Origin of the sequence: Aquamicrobium terrae (assembly GCF_040545735.1) — a bacterium.
In the GTDB taxonomy this organism is placed as follows: domain Bacteria; phylum Pseudomonadota; class Alphaproteobacteria; order Rhizobiales; family Rhizobiaceae; genus Mesorhizobium; species Mesorhizobium terrae_A.
In genome coordinates this window covers 141,218-163,772 of sequence record NZ_JBEPML010000002.1, presented here as the reverse complement: position 1 = coordinate 163,772, position 22,555 = coordinate 141,218, and the positions used below count along the sequence as shown (strand labels likewise).

Sequence of the window (22,555 nt, the reverse complement as noted above, 5' to 3'; positions counted from 1 at the left end):
GCCCCGGTCAGCGCGCCGACCATGCCGGAAACGGATCGCCTTCCACCGGCGTGGCGGCATGTACCCCGCGCGCGATGGCCCGCGCCATGGCCGCGCCGGCGGTCGCGCCCAGTTCGATCGCCTGCTCGGGCGAAATCGTGATGCCGCTGCGCCCGGTGGCCAGCGCGAATACGAGGTCGCCGTCGAAGGGGGTGTGGCTCGGCCAGATGGCGCGGGTGAAGCCATCATGGGCGGCGATGGCCAGCCGTTTGGCCGAGGCCTTGGTCAGCACCGCGTCGGTGGCGATGACGGCGATGGTGGTGCTTGCCCCCTGCGGCTTTTCGTTGAATTTCAGGATCACCTCGCGGGCTTCCGGGGGCAGGGGATGCGGCAGGCCGAGGCCGCCGAACTCGTCGCCGATCTCGAAGGGCGCGGCCCAGAAATGCCGGCTGCGCCCCACGGTGACCGAGCCCAGCGGATTGACGGCCACCAGCGCCCCGAGCGTGATGCCGCTATTCAGCACCGTCGAGGCCGAGCCGAGGCCGCCCTTCAGGCCGGCGGTCAGCGCGCCGGTGCCTGCCCCCGCGCTGCCGATGGCGAAATCCGTCGCGGCCGCACTCGCCGCCTCGTAGCCCAGTTCGCGATAGGGCGGATAGCGGCCCCAGTCCTTGTCGCCGCCATTGGCGAGGTCGAACAGGATCGCTGCTGGCACGATCGGCACCACCTGATCCTGGACGGCAAAGCCGATGCCCTGTTCGCGCAGCCACGCCTGCGTGCCGGCTGCGGCGTCGAGCCCGAAGGCGGAACCGCCGGAAAGCACCACGGCATTGACGGCCTCGACAGTGTTGTGCGGCTCCAGAAGATCGGTCTCCCGGGTGCCGGGCGCACCGCCCAGCACCTGTACGGCCGCGACCGTCGGTTCCTCGCACAGCACGGCGGTGACGCCGGACCTGATGCGCGCGTCGGCGGCGTTGCCGACCCGCAGGCCGGCAACATCGGTGATGAGGTTGCGGGGGCCTGTGCGGAACATCATTGCCCCTCCATGGGCACGAAGCGCTGGCCGTGGAAGCGCCATGCGCGATAGGGGTTTTGCGTCAGGTCACCCTTTTCGTCGAAACGGATCGGGCCGATGGCGGTGGAGAATTCCTGTGCCGGCAACACCTCGCCAAGCGTCTTGCCGGTCCGGTCGGCCTCGGCCGCCGCCGTCTCTACGACCTGAACCGCGGCATAGGCGGGCAGGGCATAACCTTCCGCCAGCGCGCCGGCCGCCTGGAATGCGTCCAGCACCGGCCGGTCGGCCGCTTCCGCCCATTCCGGCAGGGAGATCATCAGCGTTCCTGTGGCAAGCGGCACATCCGTGGCCGCGAGCAGCGCCTCGCCGCCGGCAAACACGATGTCGGCCCCCATCTCGTCCGCGTCGCGGCCCATGACGGCGACATCCTCGGCATCGCCGCCGACGAACACATGCGTCGCGCCGGCCCGGCGCAGCCGGCCGACCAGTGCGATCTGGTTGTCGAGCCCGGGACGGAAAGTATCGACGAACACCGGTTTCAGCGCAGCCTGCTCGGCCTGTGCCCGCAGCGTCTCGGCGAGTTCGCGCCCATATATGGTGCCGTCGTCGACGATGGCGAAAAGCTCGTCCTTCCACAGGCGGGTCAGTATGGCGGCGGCGGCATTGCGCTCGTCGTCGCCCCGCGGCCCGAACCGGAACACCGGCCATCCGGTCCGGGCGCGCTGCTCGGTCAGATTTTCGGTGCGCACGCCCACCGTCAGGATAGGGATGCCGGCGTCTTTAAGAATCGGCGCTGCCGCCTCGATCGATTCGGTGCACAGAAAGCCGATGGCAGCCTTGACGCCGGCTTCCACGAAGCCGGCAGCGGCCGCCGCGCCCCCCTCGGCGGTGCAGGCATCGTCAGCGATCCTGAGTTCGGTGCCGGCGGCGATTGCGGCAAGCTTGGCGCCGGTTTCGACCTGCCGGCCCAGCAATTCGGAGGGGCCGGAAAGCGGTGTGGCAACGCCGATCGCCAACGGCTCCGCGCGGGCCCCGAAGGCGAGCAAGAGGCCGGTGAGGGCAGTTGCTATGGCCTGGGCGGTGCGCATCGGTGCCTGAACGCGTCCTTCAGCTTTTGTGCTAGTGGAATGAATTTGACATTCGATATCCGCTTGATGTCGGCCTCCAGATCGAATGTCAAATTCAAAAATTCCACTAGAATCATAAACTTGCCAGTGATTCTTTTGTTTCCAACATTTGCCTCGCGCCCAATACAGATGGGATGCAAATGTTGGAAGCGAACCACCAGTTCGCCCCTGCTGTAGAGGCTGGGAGCGCCTTGCGCAACATGCAGGCCTCCTTGGCCAGGCCTCTGTCCTTGCGGGCCGGCTTTGCTTGTGGCCTTTTGGCGACCGCCTTATATAACGATGGAATTCAACTGGATTGCCGCCGGTGCTCAAGAAAAACGATATCGGACCACAGGCTTATCGCGATGCGATGGCCAAATTTGCCGGCCACGTCCAGATCGTGACCACCAACGGACCCGGCGGGTTGCGTGGCGCCACCGTCACCGCCTCCTGTTCGGTGTCGGATACGCCGCCTGTCGTACTGGTCTGCCTCAACCGCGAGAACCCCAAGAACGACGTCTTCCTGGTCAACGGCAATTTCGCGCTCAACACGCTGGGCGCCCGTCACCAGCCGCTCGCCGCCGCCATTTCGGGCCAGACCGGTTTGCCGACCATGGCGGAGCGGTTCAAGGCCGGCGAATGGGACACCATCGCCACCGGTGCGCCGACCCTTACCGACGCGATGGCGGTGTTCGATTGCGAACTCATCGACACCAAGGATATCGCCACGCACCGGGTGCTGTTCGGCCGCGTGACAGGCCTGCGTATCGGCGATAACCTCGAACCGCTGATGTATTACGACCGCAATTACACGGTGCTTTGACCGGCAGACGGCAGGGAGGCGAAATGACACGATCGACCCCGCGCCCCGCGCCGCAAACCATCGACGAAACGCTCGAACTGCTCAATGGCGCCGATTATGTGGCCGACCGTGCACTGGCCACGGTGCTGTTCCTCAGCCTGCGCATGAAGCGGCCGCTGTTCCTGGAAGGAGAGGCGGGCGTCGGCAAGACCGAGATCGCCAAGGTGCTGGCCGGGACGCTGGGACGCCGCCTCATCCGCCTGCAGTGCTATGAGGGGCTCGACGTGGCGTCCGCCGTCTATGAGTGGAACTACGCCGCCCAGATGATCGAGATCCGCATGGAGGAGGCGGCCGGCAAGGTCGACCGCTCCGACATGGAGCGCAATGTCTTTTCCGAGAAATACCTCATCCGCCGCCCGGTTCTGGAGGCGCTGACCGGCACCAAGGGCGCGGCGCCGGTCTTCCTGATCGACGAACTCGACCGCGCCGACGAGGCCTTCGAGGCTTTCCTGCTCGAAATCCTGTCGGATTTCCAGGTCACGGTGCCCGAGTTGGGCACCATCCGTGCCGAGGAGCCGCCGCTGGTCATCATCACCACCAATCGCACGCGCGAGATTCACGACGCCCTGAAGCGCCGCTGTCTCTACCACTGGGTGGATTATCCGAGCGCCGAACGCGAACTGGAGATCGTGCGCCGCAAGGTGCCGCAGGCCAACAGCCGGCTGTCGGCCGAAGTGGTGGTTTTCGTGCAGAAGCTGCGCCAGATCGATCTTTTCAAGGCGCCGGGCGTGGCCGAGACCATCGACTGGGCCGGCGCGCTGACCGAACTGGACAAAGTGGCGCTCGACCCCGAAACCGTGTCCGACACCATCGGCGTTTTGCTGAAGTATCAGGACGACATCGCCCGCATCGGCAGCGGCGAGGGCCGGCGTATCCTCGATGAGGTGAAGGCCGAACTGGCGGCGGCGGAGTGACATGAGCACGTCTGCCATCGACGGCCGGATCGCCGACAACATCGTCTATTTCGCCCGTACCCTGCGCAAGGCCGGGTTGCGGGTGGGGCCGGCCTCGGTCAAGGATGCCATCGAGGCGGTTCTGGCGGCCGGCATCGGCTCGCGCGACGACTTCTACTGGACGCTGCATGCCGTTCTCGTCTCGCGCCGCGAGGATCACGAGACATTCGACGAGGCGTTCCGGCTGTTCTGGAAGTCGCGCGAACTGATCGAGAAGATGCTGGCCATGTTCTCGCCGGTCGCGCCGGACACGCGCGAGCGGGAAAGGCCGCGCGCCGCGCAAGGCCGTGTCGCCGATGCGCTGTTCGAGGGGCATGCCAGGCGCCAGCCGGCACGCGAGACGCCGGAGATCGAGGTCGATGCGCGCTTCACCGGCTCCGGCGACGAGGTGCTGCGGGCCAAGGATTTCGCCCAGATGAGCGCCACGGAACTGGCGGCCGCGCGCCGCGCCATCGCCGAAATGCGCCTGCCTGCGGACCGCATGCGCACCCGCCGCTTCCGGCCTTCCTCGCGCGGCCGCGTCGATCCGCGCGCCATGATGCGTTCGGCCGCACGGACCGGCGGGCGGCTGATGCTGCCGAAATTCCGCGCGCCGCGCGAAACTCAGCCGCCGCTGGTGGTGCTGGCCGATATTTCCGGCTCGATGAGCCAATACAGCCGCATCTTCCTCCATTTCCTGCATGCGCTCTCCGAAAAGCGGCGGCGCGTGCATGCCTTCGCCTTCGGCACGCGGCTCACCAATTTGACCCGGCAACTGCGCCATCGCGATCCCGATGCGGCGCTGGCGCTGTGCTCGGCGGCGGTCAAGGACTGGTCGGGCGGCACCCGCATCGGCGAGGCGCTGACCGAATTCAACCGGCTGTGGTCGCGGCGCGTGCTGGGGCAGGGGGCCATCGTCCTGCTCATCACCGATGGGCTGGAACGCGACGCGGTCGATCGCCTGTCGGCCGAGATGGAGCGGCTGCGCAAATCCTGCCGCCGGCTGATCTGGCTGAATCCCCTGCTGCGGTTCGAGGGCTTCGAGGCGAAGGCGCGCGGCGTACGGGCGATGCTGCCGCATGTGGACGAATTCCGTGCGGTGCATAATCTGGATGCGCTGGCCGATTTGTGCGCTTCGCTGGATGAACGGTCCCCGGCATCGGCCGACCCGCGCCGATGGCGCGTGGACGGCGAGGCGGCGTGAGGGCCGGCAAGGAGGAGAAAATGGAAGCGACCGTAGCCATTGACGAAGCCCGCGATCCGCTCACCATCGCGGAAAATTGGGTGCGGCAGGGGCGCGACGTGGCGCTCGCCACCGTGGTCGAGACCTGGGGGTCGGCCCCCCGTCCGGCCGGCAGCCATCTGGTCATCGATGCGGAGGGCAATTTCCAGGGCTCGGTGTCGGGCGGTTGTGTGGAAGGCGCGGTGGTGGCCGAAGCGCTCGACGTGATCGGCTCCGGCACGGCCAGAATGCTCGAATTCGGCGTTGCCGACGAAACCGCCTGGCAGGTCGGCCTGTCCTGCGGCGGGCGCATTCGTGTATATGTCGAGAAGCTCGGCTAGAATTGGTCCCGGGGGAGGCAGCCGGTGAAACTCGATATCCTTGAAGCGCTGAATGAAGAGCGCCGTGCGCGCCGGGCCGCCATCGTCGTCACCGATCTGGGCGACGGCGCAAGCCGTCTGCTGCGGCAGGGAGACGCGGTGGAGGGCGCGCTGGGCGAGGCGGTGGCGGAGGCGTTCCGCACCGGCAAGTCTCGCAGCGTCGAGGTCGAAGGCCGCACGCTGTTCCTCAATGCCCATGTGCCGCAGCCGCGTCTTGTCATCATCGGCGCGGTGCATATCAGCCAGGCGCTGGCGCCGATGGCCCGTATCGCCGGCTATCCGGTCGAGATCATCGATCCGCGCACGGCCTTTGCGACCCCCGAGCGCTTCCCCGATGTGCACCTGCAGGCGCGCTGGCCCCAGGACGTTCTGGCCGAGACGCCGCTGGACGGCTACACGGCGCTTGCCGCGCTCACCCATGATCCCAAGATCGACGACATGCCGCTAGAGGCAGCACTTGCGGCCGGCTGCTTCTATGTCGGGGCGCTGGGCAGCCGAAAGACCCATGCAAAGCGGGTCGAGCGGCTTCTGGCCGCCGGCTTGAGCAGCGGGCAGGTCGCGCGCATCCACTCGCCCATCGGCCTCGACATCGCGGCGGCGAGCCCGCCGGAAATTGCCGTTGCGGTGCTGGCCGAAATCATACGCACGTTCCGCACGCGCGGCATCGAGACGAAGGAGCATGCGGCATGAAGTTCGGTCCGGTTCCCGTCGGGCAAGCCGAAGGCACCATGCTGGCGCATTCGATCGCGGTGGGCGGCAAGCGTCTGCGCAAGGCGCATGTGCTGACCGCCGAGGATGTCGAGACATTCCGTGCCGCGGGCATCGCCGAGGTCATCGTGGCGATGCTGGAGGCCGACGATGTCGAGGAGAACGAGGCCGCGACCCGCATCGCCGCGGCGCTCGGGTTCGACGGGGCGGTCGCCAAGCCCGCCGCCACCGGCCGCGTCAACATCTTTGCCGGGCGCGAAGGCCTGTTCACGGTGGACAAGGCGCTGATCGATGCGGTCAACGCTGTCGATCCCGACGCCACCGTGGCCACGCTGGCGTCCCATGTTCACGTCGCCGCCGACCAGATGGTCGCGACCGTCAAGATCATCCCCTTCGCCATGCGTTCGGAGGCGGTGGAGGCCATCGTGCGGCTGGCCGCAGGTCGGACGGCCTTTGCCGTGCATGCCTTCCGGCCCCACCGGGTGGGCATCGTGCAGACCGTGCTTCCGGGGGTGAAGGGCAGCGTCCTGGACAAGACCACGCGCGTCACCGAGGACCGCTTGCTGCGCTCCGGCAGCAGCATTTCGGGCGAGCTGCGCACTCCGCATGAGACGGGCGCCGTGGCCGATGCCATCGACGATCTTGCCGGCCGCAGCGACATGGTGCTGGTCTTCGGCGCCTCGGCCATGAGCGATCCCGAGGACGACGTGATTCCCGCCGCGATCCGCGCATCCGGCGGCAAGGTGCTGCGCTCCGGCATGCCGGTCGACCCCGGCAATCTGTTCGTGCTGGGCGAGCGCGAGGGCAAGCCGGTGCTCGGCGCGCCGGGTTGTGCCCGCAGCCCGCGCCCCAACGGTTTCGACTGGGTGCTGGACCGCATCTTCGCCGGCATCGGGGTCACGTCCGGCGACATCGCCGCGATGGGTGTGGGAGGTCTTTTGATGGAAATCCCGTCCAGGCCGCAGCCGCGCGAGCCCATGCCGGCGCCGCCGCATCCGCAGGTGCAGGCGGTGCTGCTGGCCGCCGGCCGCTCCAGCCGCATGGGCGGCTCCAACAAGCTGCTTGCCCTTTTCGACGGCGAGCCGCTGGTGCGTCGCACCGCCGCGCGCGTGCTGGCCGCCAGGACGGCCGGCACCGTTCTCGTCACCGGCTACCAGCGCGAATTGGTGGAGGAGGCCCTGCAAGGCCTCGACCTGGTGCTGGTTCACAACCCCGACTTCGCGGAGGGCCTGTCCACCTCGCTCAAGGCGGGGATCGCCGCCGTGCCCGTATCGGCCGACGGCGTCCTTGTCGTGCTGGGCGACATGCCCGGCGTCACCAGCGACGATATCGACCGCCTGATCGGCGTGTTCCGTGCCAGCGGCGGGGCTTCCATCGTGCGCGCCGCCTATGACGGCAAGCGGGGCAATCCGGTCATCCTGCCGCGCTCGCTGTTCGCGGCGGTCGCCGACCTTCACGGCGACACCGGTGCGCGCCATCTGGTCGAAGCGGGCGATGTCGACGTCATCGATGTCGACATCGGTCCCGGTGCCGCCGTCGATGTCGATACGCCCGAGGCGCTGGCCAATGCCGGCGGCGTGCCGCGGACGTGACAATGCGCACCCGGCTGGCGAGATGACGTTGACAAGCGCCCGTGCTCCGGCGAAAGCCCAGGCGATGCGCCATCTCGCCCTGTTCCTGTCGATCCTGCTGCTGGCCGCGCCCGCCGGCGCGCAATCCCTCACGCTGAAGCCCTACAAGGACGACCTGTTCGCCTATCCCGGCCTGCTGTCCGGCGAGCCCGGCGGCGCTTACCGCGTCGTGGACTATCGCGAGATGCGCGACATCAACGAGCGTGACCAGATTCCCGAGCGCCGGGTTCGCGGCGCCTATGTGTCCACCGGCGTGCGCAAGGTGCAGAAGGACCTGGTGCTGAACACCGATGCCGGTGCCGTCCGGCATTTCGCCGTCGGGCGCACCGAAGGCGCCGGCATCATCGTGCTCTATCTGCACGGGCAGGGCGGCAGCCGCCGGCAGGGCATGGACGATTTCACCTTCGGCGGCAACTTCAACCGCCTCAAGAACCTGATGGCATCCAATGGCGGGCTCTATTTGTCGCCGGACTTCTCCGATTTCGGCGACAGGGGCGCATCCGAAATCGCGGCGCTGATAAACCATTATGTCCAGCGGTCGCCCGGAGCGAGGATCTTCGTCGCCTGCGGTTCGATGGGCGGCGCGCTGTGCTGGAAGCTGGCCGCGCGCAAGGACACCAGTGCCGAGATCGATGGCCTCTTGCTGCTCGGCTCCCTGTGGGACGAGGGGTTCCTGGCAAGCCCGGCCTTCAAGCGCCGCGTTCCCGTCTTTTTCGGGCAGGGCAGCAAGGACCCGGTGTTCCCTGTCGAGAAGCAGGAAGCCTTCTTCCGCGCCATATTGGCGAAGTCGAAGGGCTATCCGGCGCGCTTCGTGCGCTTCGAGACCGGCACGCACGGCACGCCCATCCGCATGACCGACTGGCGCGAGACGCTCAACTGGATGCTCTCGGCAGCCCCCTGAGGCCACGTCTCACGGCGCGATGTTGTAGTCCAGAACCGTTTCCGGATTGACCTCGCCGTCATAGGAGGCGTCGACGTCGTACTGGACCAGTGAGAACAGCCCGTTCCTGAACAGCCATGTACCCGTCGAGGACGCATCGCCCACCCCGCGCCATTTGGCGTGGGAAACGATCGTGTGGTTGGCTTCGTCATAGTCGGCGTCGACCAGCTCATCGACACTGTTGAAGCCGATGACGTTGACGGCTTCGACCCCGGCCTCCGGGTCGTTGTTCACGTAGTGGATGTCGAGTTCGGGCGTGGCGAACTGGAGTGGCCGCACGCCGCCCCCGTCATCGGTCATGAAGAAGGCGAAGGTCGTGTTGTAGGCGCCGCGCATGCACAGGAAACGGAACAGCCGCGCCTCCTTCTCGGCGTCGTCCGCCTTGGTGCGGTAGCGGATCGTGTAGTCGGCAGGTTCCGCCGCGTCGTCGGCCTCGGCTGCAGCGGCGGCATCGCAGCGCTCGCCATGGCTCGCGGCAAATACCGCCCTGGCCGCTTCGAGAACCGTGTCGCGCTGGGGCGGCATCGGCCCGTCGCCGCAGCTTGCCGGCAGCGCCTGCTCGAAGGCCGATGTGCTCGGCTCCAGCTCGCCTTTTTCGATATGCAGCGGCTTGAACGGTGGTTCCTGCGTCTGGGCGCTGAGCTGGCGCAGCGTGTAGCAGCCGGCAAACACTTGCTCGCCGCCGTCCTGCTGCTTTGCGCGGATCGCCACCGGGATGGTGTAGTAGATGCTGCCGGCGGCCCCTTCTTCGGACACGCCGCCGGTTTCGACATCGACCGAGGTCGTGCCCTCATAGCCCTTGGCGAAGCTTTCGAAATCCGCAGCCGGCTTGGTGTCGCCGAAATAGTCCCAGGCCCGCGCAAATTCGTGGCGGTTGATGGCGCTGTAGAGCGAACGGATCAGCGCCGCCGGGTCGGAACGGTCGTCGATATAGGCCGCGTCCGTGCCGGCCGGAGCGTTCTGGGAAAGCGCCGGCGCGATCAGGCAACCGGCGAGGATCGTTGCGAGGATGGGTGCGCGTACATCTTTCATCGGGCTGTCTCTCCTGCCATGCCGGCCGGGTAGCGCATGAATGCGGCGCTGTGGAGGAGGAGCCTATGCAATCGGCTGGCGATTCGCCACCGCTGCCCAAAGACTCTAGCGCAGCGACATCTCGCGGGCGATGCGGGGGAAATCGGCCGGCTTGATGCCGATATCGGCACGGTCGGCCTTGCTCATGGCATTGAGCAGCGCCAGAGCGGCTCTATAGTGCACTTCTTCCTACGGACGGGGGCGGGCGAACAGTTCGGTGACAAAACCCATGACGGGGCTCCTGCAATGTCCTCCCGACTTCCATTTATACACCTTTCATGACGATTGTGCGGTGCAACATTCGCATGGCTGCCATGCCTTCGGGAAATTAAAGTGCGCCGGGTTTGGGCTATCCAATCTTAACGAACGGCCGCTAGCATTTGCTTCCGGTTCGATGCGGGGAGGCTGACATAGCCAGCGGCGCAAAAATGGATTTCGCGTCCCTGCTGGACGATCTCTTCGCTCCCTCCGGCGAGGAGACGCCGGCCGCTGCAAGCCCGGCGATTCCCTTCGACTATCTTTCCGTGGTGGACGAGCTGCATTCGGGGCGCATCAAGGTCTCGGAAGAGGCCCTGGCCGCGCAATATCGCGACAGCGGCGCCGATCTCGGCGCGGAATTCTCCGCCTTGCTCGACCAGGCACGGGTTGCCCTCAACCAAGGCAACGCTGCGCCGGAGCCCGCTCCGGAGGAATTGCCGTCTATCGATGCCGAGGCGATCGCGGCCGAGCTTGGCCTCGGGCAGCCGGGCGTCGATCCGCGCGAAGTGCGCCGCCGTTTCGCCCTGTCGAACCACCCCGACCGGATGCCGCCGCATCTGCGCAAGCGCGCCATGATCCGCATGCAGATCGCCAACATGCTGATCGACGAGGCCAGCCGCGCCAGAAAGAAGCGCTGACACGCAAGCCGGGGCGATTGCCGGGGACTGTGCCGGAAAAACGCATTAAGGTGGCGGAGGGCCGCGTATCGCAGCTCGGGAACAAGGCTGGCCGATATGCTGAAAGTGCAGAGAGTCCCTGTCGACGACATCTACGTGCCGGCGGCCCGCCGCAAGACGCTTCATCCCGAGACGGTGCGTCATCTGGCAGAGGATATTGTCGACAACGGCATGAAAACGCCGATCCAGGTGCGCCATGACGGCAAGCGCTATGTGCTGGTCGAGGGGCTGCACCGGCTGGAGGCCGCGAAATGGCTGGGCGAGCAGGCGATCGACGCCTATCTGGTGCAGGCAAGGAAGCACTGATCGGCCCGCTCGCCGGTATTGGTACCATAATACCACATCGGATAGGTGATGCGAAATATCACGCATTTGCCATAGGTTAGTCGCCTCAGTGCCATTGGCGCGTCAAGATTGGGTACCTATCTTAGGGTGCATCGGCGGGGGCCGACGAAAGAGGCACGCTATGAGCCAGGAAAAGAGCAGACTAGACGAATTGCTGGAAGACCCGATGGTCCAGCTCGTCATGCAACGCGACCAGGTGAATCCCAAAGGTCTGCGCTGGATGCTCGAACGTGCCCGTGCCCGTATCGACGATCCTTCGCTGCCTCCTGCCTATATGGTGGCGCGTGAGTGCCGTGAGAAGGGCATTTGCGCCTGATGCCGTAGGTTCCGCCCCGCCCGGCCCAGCCGGGTGGGGTGATTCGCGGCAAGTGTTAAAAATTCGATTCAAACTTTCTTGGTAATTCATCCTTCATAATTGCCCCCGGGTTCCGGAGTGGCGTCAGATTGCCGGGCCGGCCGATGTGTTTTGCGTACAGGTCCCGGATGCGTTCTTCAGCTTTCATGGCTCTTTTCGTCCTTGGTTTCGCGGCGTCCGGCTGTTCCCGCGTCGGCATCGAGGATATCGTGCCGCGCCCCTCGCAGGAAATGACCAGCTCGATTGCCCGGCCGGTGACGCCCCCGGCCAAGGTGGGGGCCGGCGCGCCGGTCGCCGCCGAAGCGGCACAGCAGGACCTGCCCGAGGAACTCGCCGCGCTGACCGAAACCGAGACCGATTCCGGTTTCCGCATGCCATCGCTGGAAACGGTCGCGCTGGTGCCGACCCCGCGCCCGGCGACGCGGTCCGCCAAGGCGATCGACGCGGTCATCCATCCGCAGCGCTTCCGCGATGCCAAGCCGATCAATTTCGGCAAGGTCGCGCCGAAGCATTATGCGGTGCATGGCGTGGACGTCTCGCGCTGGCAGGGCGAAATCGACTGGATGAAACTGCGCAGCCAGGGCGCCAACTTCGCCTTCATCAAGGCCACCGACGGCGGCGACCATCTCGACCCGATGTTCATGAAGAACTGGAACGGCGCGGCGGCGGCCGGCATCCGGCGCGGCGCCTATCATTTCTTCTACTGGTGCCGCCCGGCCAGCCAGCAGGCCGACTGGTTCATCCGCAACGTGCCGAGGGTAGCCGGCGCGCTGCCGCCGGTGATCGACGTGGAGTGGAACGGCGAATCGCGCTGCCGCAAACGCCCGTCGCCGGCACAGGTGCGCGAGAAGATGCAGGTCTTCATGGACCGGCTGGAGCGCCATTACGGCCAGCGCCCGATCATCTACACCGCACCCGATTTCTATGCCGACAACCTCAAGGGTGCCTTTGAAGGCTATCCATTCTGGCTGCGTGCCGTGGCCCAGCATCCGTCCAAGGTCTATCCGGGCCGCAAATGGGTGTTCTGGCAATATTCGGGCTCGGGCCTGTCGCACGGCGTGAAAGGCAATATCGACCTCAACGTCTTCAACGGCACCGAAGCCCAATGGCGCAACTGGGTGGGCGGAAGGCAACTGGTCGCCGAGGCGGATTAGGAAATCCTGCTGCAGCCCTATGGAAATGCAAATGGCCCGGTCACTTGACCGGGCCATTTTTTGATCTGAGGTTTTCTCAGCTGCAGCCGCTGGTCGCGCCGCAGGTGTCGCACTTCTCGCAGGTGCCGTTCCGCACCATGGTGAAGTTGTGGCACTCCGAGCACTCGTTGCCGGTGTAGCCCTGCATCAGGGACTGCTGGCGCCGGGCGGCGGCAAGCTTCTTGGCCTCGGCCGCTTCCTTGGCCGCGGCGTCGGTGAACAGCGCTTCGGCAGCGGTTTCCGCAACTTCTTCCGGCACTTCCTTGGCCCGCTCCTCATAGTCGCGCTTGAAGGCGATTGCGCCCTCGGTTGCCGGCTCGGTCTTCAGCGCCGTGGCGCCGGCCGAGATCGGATGCACGTTGGAGGCATAGGCCGTGGGCGTGGAACGCTGCGGCGCGGCCTTGTCCGGAGAACCGCCGGCCATGCCCTTGGGCTCGCCGGTGGCGGTGACCAGCTTCACCGGCGAGGCGCCGCGCGTCAGGCCCTTGGAGAAGGGCAGGGCCTTGCCTTCGGTGATGCCCTTGCCGAGCGAGGTGTTGGAGAAGTCGGTGTCGACATGGGCGAGGTCGTTGCGGCCGAGATAGGAGATCGCCAGTTCGCGGAACACATAGTCGATGATCGACGTGGCGCTCTTGATGGCGTCGTTGCCCTGCACCATGCCGGCCGGCTCGAACTTCACGAAGGTGAAGGCCTCGACATATTCCTCCAGCGGCACGCCATATTGCAGGCCGAGCGAGATGGCGATGGCGAAATTGTTCATCATGGCGCGGAAGGCGGCGCCTTCCTTGTGCATGTCGATGAAGATCTCGCCAAGGCGACCGTCGTCGAACTCGCCGGTGCGCAGGTAGACCTTGTGCCCGCCGACGACCGCCTTCTGGGTGTAGCCCTTGCGGCGGTTCGGCAGCTTCTCGCGGTCGCGCACCACCTTTTCGATGACGCGCTCGATGATCTTTTCCGTCACCTCGACCGCCCTTGCGGCGGCGGGGGCGGCGACCAGCGCCTCGACCGCGTCGTCCTCGTCATCCTCCTCGTCGGAGATCAGCGAGGCGTTGAGCGGCTGCGACAGCTTGGAGCCGTCGCGGTAGAGCGCGTTGGCCTTCAGCGCCAGCTTCCACGACAGCATGTAGGCGTTCTTGGCGTCCTCAACCGTCGCCTCGTTGGGCATGTTGATGGTCTTGGAAATGGCGCCCGAGATGAAGGGCTGCGCCGCCGCCATCATGCGGATGTGGCTTTCGACGGACAGGTAGCGCTTGCCGATCTTGCCGCACGGATTGGCGCAGTCGAACACCGGCAGGTGCTCGTCCTTGAGGAAGGGTGCCCCTTCCAGCGTCATCGCACCGCAGACATGGATGTTGGCGGCTTCGATCTCCTTGCGCGAGAAGCCGAGGGCCGGCAGCATCTCGAAGGAGAAGTCGTTGATCTGCTCGTCGGTGAAGCCGAAGGTTTCCTTCAGCCAGTCGGCACCCAGCGTCCACTGGTTGAAGACGAACTTGATGTCGAAGGCCGACTTCAGCGCGCCGTTCAGCGCCTCGATCTTCTCGTCGGTGAAGCCCTTCGCCTTGAGCGTGGACGGGTTGATGCCCGGTGCCTGGTTCAAGTTGCCGTGACCGACTGCGTAAGCCTCGATCTCGGCGATCTGGCTTTCGGAGTAGCCCAGCGTGCGCAACGCTTCCGGCACGGCGCGGTTGATGATCTTGAAATAGCCGCCGCCGGCCAGCTTCTTGAACTTCACCAGCGCGAAGTCGGGCTCGATGCCGGTGGTGTCGCAATCCATCACCAGGCCGATGGTGCCGGTCGGCGCGATCACGGTCGCCTGCGCGTTGCGGTAACCATGTTCCTCGCCAAGCTCGATGGCGCGGTCCCAGGCGGCACGGGCGTGCTCGACCAGTTCCTTCTGCCACACATGTTCGGCCTCGAGCGGAACCGGGTTGACGGCCAGCTTCTCATAGCCGTCCTTCTCCCCATAGGCGGCGCGGCGATGGTTGCGCATCACCCGCAGCATGTTGTCGGCGTTGCGCGGATAATCCGCGAAGGCGCCCAGCTCGCCCGCCATCTCGGCCGAGGTGGCGTAGGAGACGCCGGTCATCAGCGCGGTCAGCACGCCGCACAGCGCGCGGCCCTCGTCGGAATCGTAGGGAATGCCGGCGGTCATCAGCAGGCCGCCGATATTGGCGTAGCCGAGGCCGAGCGTGCGGTACTTGTAGGACAGCTCCGCGATCTCGCGCGATGGGAACTGGGCCATCATGACGGAGACTTCCAGCACCATGGTCCACAGCCGCACCGTGTGCTCATAGGCGGCGATGTCGATGGTGCCGTCGGCGTTGCGGTAGGGCAGCAGGTTGACCGAGGCGAGGTTGCAGGCCGTATCGTCCAGGAACATGTATTCCGAGCACGGGTTGGAGGCCCGGATCGGACCGGCGGCCGGGCAGGTGTGCCAGTCGTTCATGGTGGTGTTGAAGTGCAGGCCGGGATCCGCCGAGGCCCAGGCGGCGTAGCCGATCTTCTCCCACAGGTCGCGGGCCTTGAGGGTCTTCGCCACCTTGCCATCGATGCGGCGGATCAGGTTCCACTCGCCGTCCTTCTCGACCGCGCGCAGAAAATCGTCCTTCAGCGAGACCGAGTTGTTCGAGTTCTGGCCGGAAACGGTGAGGTAGGCCTCCGAATCCCAGTCGGTGTCGTAGGTCTTGAACTCGATGGAGGTATAGCCCTGCCGCGCGAACTGGATGACGCGCTGGATGTAGTTCTCCGGCACGGCGTTCTTCTTCGCCGCCTTGATCTCGCGCTTGAGCGCGGTGTTGATCGAGGGATCGAAGCAGTCGTCGTCCTGGCCCTCGCAGTTGACGCAGGCCTTCATGATCGCGTCGAGATGCTTGCGCACGATCTTGGAGCCGGTGACGAGGGCGGCGACCTTCTGCTCCTCCTTCACCTTCCAGTCGATGAATGCCTCGATGTCGGGGTGATCGGCATCGACGATCACCATCTTGGCCGCGCGGCGGGTGGTGCCGCCCGACTTGATGGCGCCGGCGGCGCGGTCGCCGATCTTGAGGAAGCTCATCAGGCCCGACGACTTGCCGCCGCCGGAAAGCTTTTCGCCTTCGCCGCGCAGATGCGAGAAGTTGGAGCCGGTGCCCGAGCCGTATTTGAACAGGCGCGCCTCGCGCACCCACAGGTCCATGATGCCGCCCTCGTTGACGAGGTCGTCGCCCACGGACTGGATGAAGCAGGCATGCGGCTGCGGATGCTCGTAGGCCGACTTCGAGCGGGTCATCTTGCCGGTGAAGGGATCGACATAGAAGTGGCCCTGGCCGGGGCCGTCGATGCCATAAGCCCAGTGCAGGCCGGTGTTGAACCATTGCGGCGAGTTCGGCGCCACGCGCTGGGTGGCGAGCATGTAGGACAATTCGTCCTTGAAGGCGTGGGCGTCTTCTTCCGTGTCGAAATACTTGCCCTTCCAGCCCCAGTAGGTCCAGGTGCCGGCGAGACGGTCGAACACCTGGCGCGCATCGGTTTCGGAGCCGTAGCGCTCGTTCTCGGGCAGTTCGGCAAGGGCCGCCTCGTCGGGCACGGACCGCCAAAGGAAGGAAGGAACGTCGTTTTCCTCGATCTTCTTCAGGCGCGCGGGCACACCGGCCTTGCGGAAATATTTCTGGGCGAGAATGTCGGCCGCGACCTGGGAGAACTGCGCCGGCACATCGATATTGTCGAGCCGGAACACGATCGACCCGTCAGGGTTCTTGATCTCCGACAGCGCCTTGCGGAACTCGATCTCCGCATAGGGAGACTGGCCCGCCTTGGTGAAGTGCCTTTCGATGCGCATCTCGCTTGTCCCTTTGTCTACATATAGCGCTTTTCGGGTCGTCCGCCCAACTTGCTTCCCGAAAAGCAGCGTCCTGTCCCGGCATGGCGGCAGAAGACGCGGCCTGTGTCCGCTTTCCCGACGCAACCGGAAACCGACTTCACCAGCAATGGCGGGATCGCCGAAGCCCGACCGCCTGCCGGAACCAAAACCGCTGCAATTCCTCGCCTGAGGAGTGCATCACACTATCTAGCCGAAAGAGTGATCGCAAACACTAAATATAGTATTAAACGACAAAAATTTCGACCCTTTTGTCTGTTTCCAAGGCACAAAAATGCGATCCGCAATCTTCCGTTCTGAACGGCGACATGCAGGCGAAACGCGCTTTATCCGGGAAAAAGACCGGGCTCGAAACTTTCCGGCCGCGCCCACAACAGGAGCGCATGGCCAATAAAAGGCGACTCGTAGGGGGTCGTCAAGAGTTCGTTTCTGCAAGTTTTATGACCCCAACATCTTGTATGTCGCAAATGTGGATATCGGGGAGAAGCGATGTCACCCCTTGCCAGTGGCGAAGGCGCCCGGCGGCACGGTTTTTCGCCGCCGGGCCGGCTTTGGGGCAAGGCAATCCAATTGAATCTCCTGTCAGGAAAATTGAGTTCACCGCCCGCCGGAACTGCTTTATATCTTTTTCCAACGAGGCTGGGCGGCGTTCCGGCCTGTCGTGGTTTGCGGCGGCGCTTCATGCGCCGGCCATATCAGTCACTCGCCCGGTGCCGGCAGGCCAGGGCGGCGGAGAGAAACCGATGAACACCCTATTGCGCCAGAATGTGCTGCAGCCCGTCGATCCGATCTGGCGTTCCATCCGCGACGAGGCGATGGCGGCGGTCAACCGCGACCCGTTGCTGGCGGCATTCCTCTATTCCACCATCCTCAACCAGGCGAGCCTCGAGGATGCCGTCATCCACCGGCTGGCCGAGCGGCTTGCCCACCAGGATGTCGGCGCCGACCTGATCCGCCAGACCTTCGATGCCATGCGCGAGGATGACGCCAACTGGTCGACGGTGGTGCGTGTCGACATCCAGGCCTATTACGACCGCGATCCGGCCTGCGAGCGCTTCCTCGAACCCGTGCTTTATTTCAAGGGCTTCCACGCCATCCAGACGCACCGGCTGGCGCACTGGCTGTGGAACCGCGGCCGCAAGGATTTCGCGCTCTATCTCCAGAGCCGGTCGTCCTCGGTGTTCCAGACCGATATCAACCCGGCCGCACGCATCGGCAGGGGCGTCTTCCTCGACCACGCAACCGGCCTCGTGGTCGGCCAGACGGCGGTGATCGAGGACGACGTCTCGATCCTGCACAATGTGACGCTGGGCGGCACCGGCAAGGCCGGCGGCGACCGCCACCCCAAGATACGGCGCGGCGTCCTGATCGGGGCAGGGGCCAAGATCCTCGGCAATATCGAGGTCGGCCATTGCTCCAAGGTGGCGGCCGGCTCGGTGGTGCTGTCGCCTGTGCCGCACAACAAGACGGTGGCCGGCGTGCCGGCCCGCATCGTCGGCGAAACGAGCTGCGACGACCAGCCGTCGCATGAGATGGACCAGCTTCTGCCTTCGCAGGCGATGGACCACGTGATCAGCTTCGATATCTGAGGCCGGCGCTGGCCGTCGAAGGTTTCCTGCGGGGGCGGCATGCGCCGTCCCTGCCGGAAACCTTGCCTTTACAGCGCCATGAGCGCGTGCAAGAAGCGCGTCTCACATGCAATCCGTCAGCGGAGAGAATCCTTGAAACCCGACGAAATCCGAAAGCTCGACGCCTATTTCAAGCGCGTCTTCCAGAATCCGCGCCTTGAAGTGAAGGCCCGTCCGCGCAAGGACGACTCGGCTGAAGTCTATGTCGGCGACGAATTCCTCGGCATCGTGTTCAAGGACGAGGACGACGGCGACTACAATTTCTCGATGGCGATCCTCGACATCGATCTCGGCTGATCTGCCGAAAGAAGGGAACCTCACCGTGCCTGCGCGGGGGTGTCTCCGAGCATGGATGCGGCGAGCGCCTCGACCGCCGCATCGAGCGCCTGCCAGTCGCCGAGAAGGCGCTGCGGAAAGCGATAGGTGAGGCTGAGGCGCTGGCCCACCAGGATGTCGCGCTCGCAAGGGGCGAGCGATTTTTCGGCTGCCGCGCCGGTCAGGCAGCGCGCCACGAACGGGTCGCGGCCGGGCCGCTCTCCGACGGCGAGCTTCTCGCCCAGATAGCCCGACTTCTCGGAAAACTCGTGGAATGTGATGCCGCCGGGGCCGGGCTGGCCGGGCCTTGCGATCAGCGAACTGTAGATCGGCCCGAAGCGGCCGCTCATGTCGCGTGACATCATCTGTTCGGAAAAACCGAGGAACAGGATGGGTGAACTGCCGGTGGCGTGGTTGAACGCATCGCGGCTGGCGTTCGTGTAGCCTTCCATCTGCGGATAGCGGACATAGAGATCGAGCCGGTCGGCATCGCCGCTGCGCCTTGCCTGCTCGAACCGGATCATGTTGGCCGGAACCGCCAGCAGGTTGTCGCCGATGACCACGGCCTGGATGGCGGTGTCGTCCGTGTGGCCGCCCATGGCGATGCGTTCGCCGAACCATCTTCCGGCGACGGTGACGGCGAGCGAAAGCAGCGCCAGCACGACGAGGCCCTTGAAGACCCTGGTCATCAGCCGCGGATCGGCCATCCTGAATTGTCGTGGAGCCGCAGCCTCTTTCATCATGCTTCGTGACAGGTCCCGTTATGGCCGAGGCATTTTTCTGCCTGCCGCATGCGACTGTGGAGATTTATGGTAAAGGGAGCGTAAAAGGCGCTCGCGCCGCAAGGACAGTTTCAGGAGACAAGATGCCGACCTATGCAATCGACGGAGTGGAGCCGCATTTCGACGACAGGGACACCAACTGGCTGGCGCCCGACGCAACCCTGATCGGCAATGTCTCGCTCGGCCGCAATGTCGGTATCTGGTTCGCCACGGTTATCCGGGGCGACAACGAACCGATCACCATCGGTGAGGATTCCAACGTGCAGGAACACACGGTCATGCACACCGATCCCGGTTTTCCGGTCACTATCGGCAAGGGGTGCACCATCGGTCATCGCGCGCTTTTGCATGGCTGCACCGTCGGCGACAACAGCCTGATCGGCATGGGCGCGGTGGTGCTCAACGGCGCGAGGATCGGCAGGAACTCGCTGGTAGGCGCCGGTGCCCTCGTGACCGAAGGCAAGGAATTTCCCGACAATTCTCTGATCGTCGGCTCCCCCGCCAAGGTCGTGCGCACGCTGGACGAGGCGGCGGTGGAGAAACTGCGGCAGTCGGCAGCCCACTATGTGGAGAACGCCAGGCGCTTCAAGGCCGGCCTCAAGCTTCTGGCGGATTGACCGGCCTTCCGTTGAAAAGTGGGAGCCGGCCCGGGGAGGGGCCGGCTCCTGAAACCCGGTCTTGGGACGGGGAGTGGGGGGACTCGACCGGGTTTTCCTGTGAGCCCGGATGCCTGCTTCAGCGCACGCTGGCCACGGCGTCGGCGCGCCCGTCATTGATCGACATCCACACGCCCGAGTTCTGCACCGACTGGCGCTTCAGGTAGGTATAGTCGGTGTCCGACCACGGCAGGACCTTGCCTTCCAGATTGTCGAGGATGAAATCGCCCATGCTGGTGTGCACGGTCAGCACCGCGTGGCCTTCGCCGTTGGGCTGGCGCACCACGGTGATCAGCAGGTTGCCGGCCGGCACGCCGGCTTGCATCAGGCGGCGGCGCTTTTCCAGCACATAGTCCTCGCAATCGCCCTCGCCATTGACCGGATAGGACCACACTTCCTCACGGCCCCAGATTTCCATGTCGGTGCGCGGCAGAACGCTGGCGTTGACGTCGTTGTTGACGGCAATCAGGGTGGCCCACAGCTTGCGGGTCAGTTCGACAGGCGACTTCCGGTTCGTCTTCTGGCGGCATTCCTGCGGCTGGCCCTGGCAGAATTCGTAGTGGCCGACCGGTTGCGTGGTGCGGGCACCGGTCTGCATATAGCTGCCTCCGGCATTGGCGCTTCCCAGCGATGCGATCAGCAGTGTCAGAGCCGCGAAAAGCGGTGCGCCCCAATTGGTGGTCATTATGAAGTCTCCCCGTTTGAGGAGACAATGACAGGTCCGGATTTATTTGACGCAAAATCGCGAAGAAGATATTGAGTAAAACCTAGATCGTTTTAATATAAAACAAGAATAAAATAAAATACAAATTTGATTCAAATTTTATCTTTTTCCAGCCGTCGGCATTGCCGGGCAATGGCTCGCCAAGCGGCGATTTTGCTGCCGGATATCATCGATGGTGGAAACCGGGATAGCGCAGCCAGATGGTATCACCCGTTGCCGCAGGAATGCGGCAGGGCGGGACCAAGGTTTTGGCTGGCGTAACGTGCTAGTTGCGAGGCCGGTTGAATTCGGCGTCCAGTGAATCGGCGCGCTGGAGGACAGCGAACTCGATGGCCACGCCGTCCTCGAAATGGCGCACCACCTGGCCGCGCATGGTTCCGAGCGTGATCTGCACGCCGACGGCGGGCTTCACCGCGATCTCGACGGCCGCGCCCGAAAGCGACAGGTCGATGATGCGGCACGGATACTGGCGCCCATCCACCAGATGCAGGACGGTGACGGGATTGCGCGGCGTCACGCGCTCGTGGCGGCGATCTTCCGGCAGGTCGAGTTCGTGCTTGTTGGCAAGCCAGGTCAACTGCGCCGCCAGTTTCTCGCGTTTGCGTTCGGAGGCCATCACCGTCATGGCGAAGCCGTTCTGGAAGGTGCGCGTCACCACGCCCTCGATGCGGCCGATATGGTCGATATAGGCGATGATCCGTTCGCCGGGCTGCCCGACGCGATCGGCGCGCAGGGCCATGTTGCCGGGAGACATTTCGATGACCTGGCAGGGATGTTCCGAGCGGTCCTCCAGCATGAAGCGTCCGTAGACCTTGACCCGGACACGCTGGAACGCACGTCTTTCGACGTGGGACGGCGCCTGGATCTTCGCCGCTGAATTCATAACCGCCTACACCCCGTTGGCCGTCCCGCCTGTATCGGGCGGATTCTTGCCACAAGTGTTAACCGGGGAAGGTTAACAAGCCGCAAATGGGGACGTAGGGGAAGGTGGCGGCCTATTCCTCGTCGCGGCCGCCATCCAGCACCAGAAGGTGACGGATCCTGCGGGCCCTGCCGTAGCCGGCCAGCGTGCTGGCGGCATCGAGTTCGATCGGGGCAAGTTCGGGGGCGCCGATGGCCGGCCGTTCGGGTGGCGCGGCCTTCTTTGCGTTGGGGTCGACGGTGCGCAGCGCGTCGATCACCGCATCGCCGATCGGGTCGGCGCCCAGCCAGAACGGCCTGTGGGCGGGGGCGGCGACGCCGAGGCAGCGCAGGCTTTCCGGGCCGCCCTCGAGGGGCAGGGCCAGCAATTCGAAGGGAACGGAGCGGCCTGTCCTGCTGATCGCCTCATAGGCGATGAGCGCCACCGAATGCTTGTGGAACACGCTGTCGAGCAGGCGGGAGATGAGTTGCTGGTCCTTCGGGCGCCAGAGGGAAGGGAAGCTGAACCCTTTCAGCTCGCGCCCGTAGGCGGCGCACAGCCGCGTGCCGGCCAGCCGGAAGACGGCCTCGCCCCGCGTGTCTTTTTCGAGGATGAACGTGTCGGCCAGCAGCTTCTTGATATCGGCCGGCTCGATTTCCGTGCGTTTCGGCGCAGAGCGTCCGTCGCGCAGCCGATTCCAATAATGGAACAGTGCGATGGATCCCGCCAGTTTCATGTTCGCTCCGCTCCGTGCAATCTGAAGTCTGATTGTCCCAACGATGAACAGGAGGACATTTCCGTCGACCTACATGCGGTGCGGAGCAGGAACCGTGCCAGCCTTGCGGCGGCTTGTGCACGGATCGAGGCCGTTAAGGTTAACAAAGGGTTTAGATTGCGGCGGCCGCGTTCCTGTGAGACGTTGAAATCATTCCAGAAAGCGGTCTGCCTGCCCAGGGTGCCGGTCTTTCAGTCAAAAGTGTCAGGAGCCGGGGAGGCTCGACCGGCCGTTCGGGGAAGATCCT

At 65.0% G+C, this 22,555-nt stretch carries 22 protein-coding genes; 14 read left to right on the top strand and 8 right to left on the bottom strand.

Translation table 11 applies throughout. The features are described from left to right. Positions 1-7: 7 nt before the first annotated feature. On the bottom strand, positions 8-1,009 hold the full coding sequence (locus tag ABID37_RS03340; protein WP_354193042.1) for a P1 family peptidase: 1,002 nt from the start codon (positions 1,007-1,009) through the stop codon (positions 8-10). Beyond that, complete coding sequence (locus ABID37_RS03335; RefSeq protein ID WP_354192636.1) at positions 1,009-2,079, bottom strand: branched-chain amino acid ABC transporter substrate-binding protein; 1,071 nt, start codon at positions 2,077-2,079, stop codon at positions 1,009-1,011. The genes ABID37_RS03340 and ABID37_RS03335 overlap by 1 nt, the downstream gene beginning before the upstream one ends. Positions 2,080-2,422: 343 nt before the next feature. Between ABID37_RS03335 and ABID37_RS03330 the strand changes: the two genes are divergently transcribed. The 7 genes from ABID37_RS03330 (at position 2,423) to ABID37_RS03300 (ending at position 8,733) form a co-directional block, all read left to right on the top strand. Then, the gene (locus ABID37_RS03330; protein ID WP_354192635.1) at positions 2,423-2,920 is read left to right on the top strand and encodes a flavin reductase; all 498 of its coding nucleotides are present in this window, start codon (positions 2,423-2,425) and stop codon (positions 2,918-2,920) included. Positions 2,921-2,943: 23 nt separating this feature from the next. Beyond that, positions 2,944-3,873, top strand: coding sequence for an AAA family ATPase (locus tag ABID37_RS03325; protein WP_354192634.1), 930 nt, complete (start codon positions 2,944-2,946; stop codon positions 3,871-3,873). A gap of 1 nt (position 3,874) precedes the next feature. Further along, positions 3,875-5,095 (top strand): vWA domain-containing protein, encoded by a 1,221-nt coding sequence (locus tag ABID37_RS03320; protein ID WP_354192632.1) that lies wholly within the window; start codon positions 3,875-3,877, stop codon positions 5,093-5,095. 20 nt (positions 5,096-5,115) lie between these two features. Further along, positions 5,116-5,454, top strand: a complete 339-nt coding sequence (locus ABID37_RS03315; protein ID WP_354192631.1) for an XdhC family protein — start codon at positions 5,116-5,118, stop codon at positions 5,452-5,454. 24 nt (positions 5,455-5,478) lie between these two features. Beyond that, on the top strand, positions 5,479-6,183 hold the full coding sequence (locus tag ABID37_RS03310) for an XdhC family protein (protein WP_354192630.1): 705 nt from the start codon (positions 5,479-5,481) through the stop codon (positions 6,181-6,183). Further along, on the top strand, positions 6,180-7,793 hold the full coding sequence (locus ABID37_RS03305) for an NTP transferase domain-containing protein (protein ID WP_354192628.1): 1,614 nt from the start codon (positions 6,180-6,182) through the stop codon (positions 7,791-7,793). Before ABID37_RS03310 ends, ABID37_RS03305 begins: the two co-directional genes overlap by 4 nt. Before the next feature lie 64 nt (positions 7,794-7,857). Next, positions 7,858-8,733 carry an alpha/beta hydrolase family protein gene (locus tag ABID37_RS03300; RefSeq protein WP_354193040.1) on the top strand — a complete coding sequence of 292 codons (876 nt, stop codon included), beginning with the start codon at positions 7,858-7,860 and terminating at the stop codon, positions 8,731-8,733. Between the two features lie 9 nt (positions 8,734-8,742). Here the strand turns inward: ABID37_RS03300 and ABID37_RS03295 are convergent, their stop codons facing one another. Beyond that, complete coding sequence (locus tag ABID37_RS03295; protein ID WP_354192627.1) at positions 8,743-9,804, bottom strand: DUF1176 domain-containing protein; 1,062 nt, start codon at positions 9,802-9,804, stop codon at positions 8,743-8,745. 467 nt (positions 9,805-10,271) lie between these two features. Here ABID37_RS03295 and ABID37_RS03290 point away from each other — a divergent pair, with 467 nt between their 5' ends. From ABID37_RS03290 to ABID37_RS03275, 4 genes are all read left to right on the top strand, one after another. Beyond that, positions 10,272-10,739 (top strand): hypothetical protein, encoded by a 468-nt coding sequence (locus ABID37_RS03290; protein ID WP_354192626.1) that lies wholly within the window; start codon positions 10,272-10,274, stop codon positions 10,737-10,739. Between the two features lie 96 nt (positions 10,740-10,835). Further along, entirely contained in the window at positions 10,836-11,084 is a 249-nt protein-coding gene (locus tag ABID37_RS03285) for a ParB N-terminal domain-containing protein (protein ID WP_354192625.1), read from the top strand. A gap of 160 nt (positions 11,085-11,244) precedes the next feature. Beyond that, positions 11,245-11,439, top strand: a complete 195-nt coding sequence (locus tag ABID37_RS03280) for a hypothetical protein (RefSeq protein ID WP_354192624.1) — start codon at positions 11,245-11,247, stop codon at positions 11,437-11,439. A gap of 167 nt (positions 11,440-11,606) precedes the next feature. Next, complete coding sequence (locus ABID37_RS03275; RefSeq protein ID WP_354192623.1) at positions 11,607-12,632, top strand: glycoside hydrolase family 25 protein; 1,026 nt, start codon at positions 11,607-11,609, stop codon at positions 12,630-12,632. Between the two features lie 76 nt (positions 12,633-12,708). Here the strand turns inward: ABID37_RS03275 and ABID37_RS03270 are convergent, their stop codons facing one another. Next, positions 12,709-16,488 carry a vitamin B12-dependent ribonucleotide reductase gene (locus tag ABID37_RS03270; protein ID WP_354192621.1) on the bottom strand — a complete coding sequence of 1,260 codons (3,780 nt, stop codon included), beginning with the start codon at positions 16,486-16,488 and terminating at the stop codon, positions 12,709-12,711. A 782-nt stretch (positions 16,489-17,270) separates the two neighbouring features. Between ABID37_RS03270 and cysE the strand changes: the two genes are divergently transcribed. Beyond that, positions 17,271-18,116, top strand: a complete 846-nt coding sequence (gene cysE / locus ABID37_RS03265) for a serine O-acetyltransferase (RefSeq protein ID WP_354192620.1) — start codon at positions 17,271-17,273, stop codon at positions 18,114-18,116. Between the two features lie 132 nt (positions 18,117-18,248). Next, positions 18,249-18,452 (top strand): DUF3126 family protein, encoded by a 204-nt coding sequence (locus ABID37_RS03260; protein ID WP_183829203.1) that lies wholly within the window; start codon positions 18,249-18,251, stop codon positions 18,450-18,452. Positions 18,453-18,472: 20 nt separating this feature from the next. Here the strand turns inward: ABID37_RS03260 and ABID37_RS03255 are convergent, their stop codons facing one another. Further along, on the bottom strand, positions 18,473-19,210 hold the full coding sequence (locus ABID37_RS03255; protein ID WP_435521535.1) for a hypothetical protein: 738 nt from the start codon (positions 19,208-19,210) through the stop codon (positions 18,473-18,475). 125 nt (positions 19,211-19,335) lie between these two features. Between ABID37_RS03255 and ABID37_RS03250 the strand changes: the two genes are divergently transcribed. Beyond that, positions 19,336-19,869 (top strand): gamma carbonic anhydrase family protein, encoded by a 534-nt coding sequence (locus tag ABID37_RS03250; protein ID WP_354192617.1) that lies wholly within the window; start codon positions 19,336-19,338, stop codon positions 19,867-19,869. A gap of 118 nt (positions 19,870-19,987) precedes the next feature. Here the strand turns inward: ABID37_RS03250 and ABID37_RS03245 are convergent, their stop codons facing one another. The 3 genes from ABID37_RS03245 to ABID37_RS03235 form a co-directional block, all read right to left on the bottom strand. Further along, on the bottom strand, positions 19,988-20,593 hold the full coding sequence (locus ABID37_RS03245; protein WP_354192616.1) for a transglutaminase-like cysteine peptidase: 606 nt from the start codon (positions 20,591-20,593) through the stop codon (positions 19,988-19,990). Between the two features lie 304 nt (positions 20,594-20,897). Beyond that, positions 20,898-21,515 carry a PilZ domain-containing protein gene (locus tag ABID37_RS03240; RefSeq protein ID WP_354192614.1) on the bottom strand — a complete coding sequence of 206 codons (618 nt, stop codon included), beginning with the start codon at positions 21,513-21,515 and terminating at the stop codon, positions 20,898-20,900. A gap of 112 nt (positions 21,516-21,627) precedes the next feature. Continuing rightward, on the bottom strand, positions 21,628-22,269 hold the full coding sequence (locus ABID37_RS03235) for a PAS domain-containing protein (protein WP_354192613.1): 642 nt from the start codon (positions 22,267-22,269) through the stop codon (positions 21,628-21,630). Positions 22,270-22,555 lie beyond the last annotated feature (286 nt).